This is a genomic window from Pseudarthrobacter raffinosi, assembly GCF_023913835.1.
In the GTDB taxonomy this organism is placed as follows: Bacteria; Actinomycetota; Actinomycetes; order Actinomycetales; family Micrococcaceae; genus Arthrobacter; species Arthrobacter raffinosi.
This window is the reverse complement of sequence record NZ_JAMXBG010000037.1, coordinates 1-7,426: the sequence shown is the minus strand read 5'-3', so window position 1 is coordinate 7,426 and position 7,426 is coordinate 1. Positions and strand designations below refer to the sequence as shown.

Genomic DNA, 7,426 nt, shown 5'->3' with positions numbered 1-7,426 from the left:
ACAGCTCTCCCTGGGAATGGACACCAGCAGCGGCGACGGCCTGGACCTCAACTCCAAGGAGGCCGGCAGCACACTCGCACCCAAGCTCATCCTCACCCTGAGCTAGGTCAGGCAGGAAGAGGACTAAACATGGCCGGGACTCCATCCTTAAGGATGGGGTCCCGGCCATGTTTAGCCAAGGTCGCAGGACGTGAGTTTAGCTCCGCGGGGTGACCGTAGATTCATCCGTCACCCGTTGAACGTCATTGCGCACATCCGCATGCACATCTCCCTTTTTCAAGCCCGGTTATGCCGATAATTCCAGGCTCCCCACCCCATCTGATACCGACAATGGTGGTCCCACGACAACGCCCACGTGGAGCAGAAAAACGGCGACGTAGTCCGCCGGCACGCCTTCCGCTACTGCTACGACACCGCCGCGGAGCTGAAGCTGCTCACCGCGCTCTACGCCCTCGTGCGTGTACGGCTGAACCTCTTTGATCCTGACCGGGGCCAAAGCCGCCGAACTCGCCGAGCTCATGGAGATCACGGCATCACCAAGATCCAGTCTCAGCTGATCGCACTCGCCGCGGCGAGAACACGGGCACTGAAAGCATCATCCTCTTCCTGCCTGACCTAGAAGTACTTTGTTAGGTTTTTCGGCGTAGGGCTTTTAATCGCCACTCTTTTAATCGCCAACTGTTATGTCGCAGGACATCGGTGACACTTTCGCGGGTTTTGGTGGTGACACTTCCCCTGGTGCTAACCGGTTTGGGTGGAGGCCCGTGCGATGGCAAAGAATGACAGGTGAACAAGAATGCGCCTGTCAACGCCCGTATCCGCCTCGCGATCGCCCAGTGGCCCGATGACGCACCGCGAGGTGCCGTCACCACGTTCTGCGCCGAGCACGGCATCACTCGCAAGACGTTCTATGCGATCCTGGCCAGGGCGCGGGATGAAGGACAGGCCGCTGTCTTGGAGCCCCGCTCACGCCGCCCCAAGACCTCACCGACCCGGCTGTCCGAGGACCTCAAGCAAGACACGCTGAAGGTGCGTGCCGCCCTGGAATCCTCCGGTCTGGATCACGGGCCGATCAGCGTGCACGACAAGATGATTGCCTTGGGGATGCACGCGCCCTCGCCAGCTTCGCTGGCGCGGATCTTTCGCGAGAGGAACGTGGCCCGGTCCGAACCGGCGAAGAAGCCCCGGGCCTCGTACCGCAGGTTCGTCTACCCGGCCCCGAACGCCTGCTGGCAACTGGACGCCACCGAATATGTCCTGACCGGTGGGCGTAAATGCGTGATCTTCCAGCTGCAGGATGACCACTCGCGCCTCGCCGTTGCCTCCCACGTGGCCTCCGGCGAAACCAGCGAAGCGGCCATGGCAGTCGTGAAAAAGGGCATCGAGGCCCACGGGGTACCGCAACGGCTTTTGACAGACAACGGAGCGGCTTTAAATCCCTCACGTCGCGGCGTTGAAGGCCAACTGGTCACCTACGTGACTTCGCTCGGGGTCAAGGCGATCACCGGAAAACCGTACAAGCCAACGACCCAGGGCAAGAACGAACGCTTCCACCAGACCCTGTTCCGGTGGCTGGACAAGCAACCCCTCGCGGCAACACATCAAGAGTTGCAGGAGATGGTCGACCGATTTGACCTGGTCTACAACACCGAGCGACCGCACCAGGGACTGCCCGGGCGCATCACCCCGCAGCAGTCGTGGGACGCCACAGCCGTCGCCGAGGCACCCAGGCCCAAACCCCTGCCGGTTCTTCCCGAGCCGCAGGCGTCAGGGCCGGCAGCCATGTGCCAGGTTGCCGCGACCGTGCACATGGTCAGCGACCAGGCCTCGGCCCCGGTGAACTGGCGCTTGTTCGTGCCCGAGGCCTGGGACGACACTTGTGCGGACACCAACGAGCACGCCGAAGCCGTCGCCGCCCGCAGGGTGAAGGCGAGGATCCCGGATTACGTGCGTAACCGGCCCAAGTGGGAGCTGGCGCTGGAGATGATCAATGAACTCGCCCATTGGGGACGCACATGCCCGGTCGCGGTCGCCGACGCCGGGTACGGGGACAACGCGTTGTTCCGGCTCGAGCCGACCCGGAGGTCCATTCCGTGGGCGATGGCGGTCAAGGCATCCACCAGCGCCTACCCGGCCGATGCCATTCCCGAACTCGCCGAACGCACCAGCCCCAAGGGCCGGCCCAGCGTGCCCCGCTACCGACAGGACCCGGCCAGCCTGGCCGAACTCGCAGGGGCCGCCGGGAGAGGACAACTGCGACAGGTCACCTGGCGGCACGGCACCAAAACCGGTCGCGGGAACCGGGCCGCCGCCATGAAATCCCGCTTCCTGGCCCTGCGCGTCAGGCCTGCCAGCCGGCACAAAAATCCGGTGGCGCATCGAACACGACTACCGCGAACTGAAAACCGGGCTCGGCCTCTCCCACTTCGAGGGACGGTCCTTCCCGGGCCTCCACCACCACGTCACCCTCGTGTCAGCGGCCCACCTGTTCATCACCAGGAAACGCCTTGCCACCCCAAAAGCAGCAGGGGCAGCCTGAGCCTTTACAGGGTCCTCAAAGAACTCCAACGGATCCTCATCCGACAGCTCGCCCGCTGCCCCTACTGCCAACACGCGCCACCAACCTAACAAAGTACCTCTAGCTTAGGGTGAGGATGAGCTTGGGTGCGAGCGTGCTGCCGGCCTCCTTGGAGTTGAGGTCCAGGCCGTCGCCGCTGCTGGTGTCCATTCCCAGGGAGAGCTGTTGGCCGAGCTCACTGGTCAGTCCGCTGACCGTCAGCGGAATGTTGTAGGTGGTGTTGGTGGTTGTCGGGCCGAGCGTGCCGATGCTGGTGCCGAGCGCCGGGCGGAGGCTGTACGTGATCCCAGTTTCGGTCCAGCTGTCATCGGCGACCAGCTTGATGTTCTGCGTGCCTGTTGACCCGCTCCCGGCGCTGCGCAGCTGCAACGTTGCACTCTCGATGGTCCTGCCCGCATACGCGGACAGGTCGAACTTCAGGTACGTGACTTCCACCGGGCTGTTGTCGACGCCCAGCAAGGTACTTGTGCCATTGTTCGTCCCCGGCGCCCCGCTCGTCACATAGCTGTCAGCGGTGGCCGTGAGCGTGACCGTTTCGGGCGTGCCTCCGCCCGCGGGAGCCGTGGTGAAGGTCCAGGTCTTGTCCGTCGCCAGCGCGTTGCCGGCAACATCCTTCACCCCACTGGAGCCGCCCTTGATTGTCGCCGTGTACGTCGTGTTTGCCGTCAGGTCAGCAGTCGGGTTCAACGTCGCAACGTTGCCCGCGCTGCTGTACGTCACGGCGGCCGGCACCGTCGTCGTCCCCGTCTTCAATGTGAACGTGTTCGACGTGACGGTCGAGGCATCCATCGCCTCCGAGAACGACCCCGTCACATTCGCCGCCGCCGCCACACCAGTTGCCCCATCAGTCGGAGACGTTCCCGTCACGGTCGGAGCCGTCGTATCACCACCACCGCCACCGCCGCTGAGCGTGAGCACCAGCCTGGGTGCGACGGTGCTGCCGGCCTCCTTGGAGTTGAGGTCCAGGCCGTCGCTGCTGGTGGAGTCCATTCCCAGCGAGAGCTGTTGGCCGAGCTCACCGGTCAGTCCGCTGAGGGTCAGCGGAATGTTGTAGGTGGTGTTGGTGGTTGTCGGGCCGAGGGTGCCGATGCTGGTGCCGAGCGCCGGGCGGGTGCTGTACGTGATCCCAGTCTCGGTCCAGCTGTCATCGGCGACCAGCTTGATGTTCTGCGTGCCCGACGACCCGCTCCCGGCGCTGCGCAGCTGCAACGTTGCACTCTCGATGGTCCTGCCCGCATACGCGGACAGGTCGAACTTCAGGTACGTGACTTCCACCGGACTGTTGTCGACACTCAAGATGGTACTTGTGCCAAAGTTCGTCCCTGTCGCCCCGCTCGCCACGTAGCTGTCAGCGGTGGCCGTGAGCGTGACCGTTTCGGGCGTCCCGCCCGCGGGAGCCGTGGTGAAGGACCACGTCCTGTCCGTCGCCAGCGCGTTGCCGGCAACATCCTTCACCCCAGCGGGGCCGCCCCTGATCGTCGCCGTGTACGGCGTATCCGCCGCCAGATTAGCAGTCGGGTCCAACGTCGCAACGTTGCCCGCGCTGCTGTACGCTGCCTGCACCGTCCCCGTCGGCCCCGTCAACGTGAACGTGTTCGACGTGACCGTCGAGGCATCCATCGCCTCCGAGAACGACCCCGTCACATCCGCCGTCACCGCCACACCAGCCGCATCAGCAGCCGGAGACGTAACCGTCACCGTCGGAGCCGTCGTATCGCTGGGGTCGACGCTCCAGATATGCGTCGCTTCTGTCGCGTCGGTGTTGCCTGCTGCGTCGGTGGCCCAGGCACCGAAAGTGTGGGATCCGGTCGACAGCCCGGTGTAGGTCTGGGGTGAGGTGCAGGCGACGCGCGGCGCACCGTCCAGGCTGCACTGGAACGTCGAATTGGCTTCACTTGAGGTGAACGCGAAGGAGGCGCTTGTCGACGTCGACGTCGCAGGCGGTCCGGAGGTGATGGCCGTCTCCGGGGGCGTCGTGTCCCCTGCCGGAGGCGTCGTGTCCACGGTCCACGTATAACTGGCGGGGGTCGGATCAGCGCCGTTCTGGTCAGAGGCACGAACCTGGAAGGTATGCGCGCCATCGGACAGTCCTGTGTATGACACCGGACTGATGCAGTTGGCGAATGCTGCCGAGTCGAGCGAGCAGTCGAAGGTTGCGCTGGCCGATGCCGAGGTGAAGCTGAACTGAGCCGACGTGGAGCTCGCCGGGTTGGCCGGCTTGCTCGTGATCGTCGTGTCAGGCGGATCGGGAGTGGGGGTCCCAGCCGCGATTTTGCGCGGGTCATAGGCGGCATCGACGAGTAAAGCCGGTGCGTAGGCGGCAGCGATGGACTGCCATGGCACCGCCTTGAAGTTCTGCCGCTGCCCGTTGTCGTTGGCGGTGTCCTGCGTGACGAAGAAACCCTGGGGGAAGGGCCCACCGACGCCGAAGTTCGTGACGTCTATCCCGTCCATGCCGGTCACAGCATCGATCCCGTTCCCGGCCGGGATGGCGAAGGCTCCCAGCGGTCGGTTGTCGTCGCGGGCATAAACGTGGAATCGGTTGGAGCCCTGGCTCGCGGCCAGCAGGTAACCGGCGCCACCGCTACCGTAGTAGATGCTGATGCCCTTAATGTCCTGGACGATGTCGCCGCCGTTCTCGGTGGTGCTGACAACTATCGTCCCGGCGGTCGAATCCCCTGGCTCAGCGCCGTAGCGCCAGATCCCACCGATGTCCTCCTGCGCGATGTAGAGCCGCTTCATCTCATCATCCGCCACCAGGCCCTCGGTGTGGGCGGGACCGCTCACCGTCCAGCTGCGCACGAGCCGTCCCGTAACTGACCCGGTGGAGCCATCAAGTTCCCACTGCTCAACCTTGCCGATATCGGTGACATAAGCGAAGTACTTACCGGTCTCCTGGGAGTGGTAAAAGGAGAACCCGCGGGGCGTGCCGATGTTGGCGGTGGGCGCGAAGCTGCCGACCTTCGTCAGCGAGCCATCCGACTCGTTGACCTTGTAGAAGTCAAGGCTCCGTACGCGGTTCGAGGCACCGACCAGACCGACGCGGCTGCTGCCGAGGGGGAAGTTGTAGCGGACATCAACATTGTTCATCCGTCCGTCGGGATAATAGAACAACTCCCGTCCAGACAGGTCGTAGACGACCAGACCGTGCCCATCCGTACTCTTGTCCGTGCCGATGATGGTGCTCTTCGACGGGTCGGTGGGATGGATCCAGATGGCCGGGTCGTCCGCGGCATCCCCTGATCCGTGTATCGGTGCCGTTTCGACCGTTGCGCTCACCTGCGCCACTGCCGCACTCGCGACCGGAGCGGCGAGCCCCACAAGTAGTCCAGCCACCGTCAAGGGGGTGAGGATTCTGATGACCATACGCATGGTGACCTCTCTGTCAGCTGCTGCTTACGTGTTGCGGGCAAGCCGTTTCCTAACCAGGCGGGCACCAGGTGGCGACCTGGCCGGTTTGTGTGCCAGGGACGTTTGCTTCCTGGACGGCCTGATCGAGAGGGATCTCTCCGGGGCGGCCCTTTCCATCACAGGGCGCCGGCGCTCACCCCTTGGCAAGCGGGATCAGCGTCGATGACGCCCGGAAGCTCCTGGGCTCGTGTGACCGACGAAGCAGCGAGGGGCGACGCGACTATGCCATCATGCTCACCCTGCTGCGTCTGGGCCTGCGGGCCGGCACGCTCGCCTCCTGGGGGGAGTTCATCGACACGTTCGCTCACTGGACCTCGCTCCACGGTGCGCGCGCAATGACGGTCCCGGACAGCGGGCGGCCCTCCACGTGCGCTATCCGGCGTCCGCGTACGTACCCGGCGGCCGTCCAAGCCAGGACTGCGATGACGGCTCCCGCCCGGCCCAGCCCCTGAGGGTTGTCGCCCCGGCCCCAATCGCGCACTCCCGCAAAAACCGCCCGTGGCAGTACGCTCCGGACGTAGCGCCGTTCCGGGCCTAGAGCCCGCTTTTGGCCTACCACCCGGCTGACCTGGGCTTTGGAGATACCTTCGGACCAGGAACGCGACAGCATGTAGCGCAAAGTCCCCCTGTCCGCCGGCACATGGTGGCGGACCAAAGCCGCGGGTTCGTAGACGATCCGCGATCCGGGTGAGCCCATCTTCGAACGGATGCAGATCTCGGTCTCCTCACAGCCAAGGGGCAAGGTGCCCTGGCGCCCCAGCGAAAGGTTGAAGCCGCCCACCTGGCGGAGGACTTCGCGCCTGAAGGACATGTTTGCGCCGATGACATTCCGGACCTCGGAGGCCACCTTGGGCATTCCGCGGTGGCTGCATCCTACGATCCAGTCGAGCTCTTCACCGAAGTAGCCCGGACGGCCCGTTTCCCACACCGGTTCCACGCGGCCGCCGACGGCCAGGACATCAGGATCGTCATAAAGGGCAAGCAGCCGTTGAAGCCAGTCCGGGGCTGCCTCGGCGTCGTCGTCGAGGAAGGCCACAATGTCCGAGTCGGCAAGTCCGACGCCGGTGTTCCGCGCTCCGGACAACCCGCGTGGACCGCTGCTCTCCACCACCGTCACGTCATCTACAATTTCGGTGAGCCGCTCGTAGAGGTCCGCGTTATGGTCAATCACCACCAGGACCTCCTGGGGTGCAACTGATTGGGCCCGGACGGACTCTATGACGTCCAGCAACCGGTCCCAACGCCTTTCGGTATAAGCACAAATGACGATCGTTACGCTCGGACGTGCACCACGATCCAGCATGCTACGCTCCCCGAACGAGGGAGAGAACCGCTTGGGGATCCATAGGCGTCCGCGGGACGCTGACATTTGCGTAGGTATATTTCACCCGGCGGAGGGCTTCAGGTCTGGCGCCTGCGGTGGGCGCCTCCCACATG

The 7,426-nt window shown here is 64.6% G+C and carries 4 protein-coding genes; 2 read left to right on the top strand and 2 right to left on the bottom strand.

What is annotated here, in order from left to right:
- Positions 1-355 precede the first annotated feature (355 nt).
- Together NG697_RS20695 and NG697_RS21125 are read left to right on the top strand one after the other, a co-directional pair.
- Entirely contained in the window at positions 356-619 is a 264-nt protein-coding gene (locus NG697_RS20695; RefSeq protein WP_252600813.1) for a hypothetical protein, read from the top strand.
- A gap of 167 nt (positions 620-786) precedes the next feature.
- The gene (locus tag NG697_RS21125; protein WP_445260455.1) at positions 787-2,628 is read left to right on the top strand and encodes a transposase; all 1,842 of its coding nucleotides are present in this window, start codon (positions 787-789) and stop codon (positions 2,626-2,628) included.
- A 10-nt stretch (positions 2,629-2,638) separates the two neighbouring features.
- Here the strand turns inward: NG697_RS21125 and NG697_RS20680 are convergent, their stop codons facing one another.
- Entirely contained in the window at positions 2,639-5,950 is a 3,312-nt protein-coding gene (locus NG697_RS20680; protein ID WP_252615074.1) for a phytase, read from the bottom strand.
- A gap of 343 nt (positions 5,951-6,293) precedes the next feature.
- Positions 6,294-7,292: a glycosyltransferase family 2 protein gene (locus NG697_RS20675; RefSeq protein WP_254749588.1), complete on the bottom strand. Its 999-nt coding sequence runs from the start codon at positions 7,290-7,292 to the stop codon at positions 6,294-6,296.
- Between the last annotated feature and the right edge of the window lie 134 nt (positions 7,293-7,426).

What these genes read in the sequence shown, in the direction of transcription:
- NG697_RS20675 (WP_254749588.1), bottom strand. Translation starts at nt 7,292, where the DNA reads ATGCTGGATCGTGGTGCACGTCCGAGCGTAACGATCGTCATTTGTGCT.
- NG697_RS20680 (WP_252615074.1), bottom strand. Translation starts at nt 5,950, where the DNA reads ATGCGTATGGTCATCAGAATCCTCACCCCCTTGACGGTGGCTGGACTA.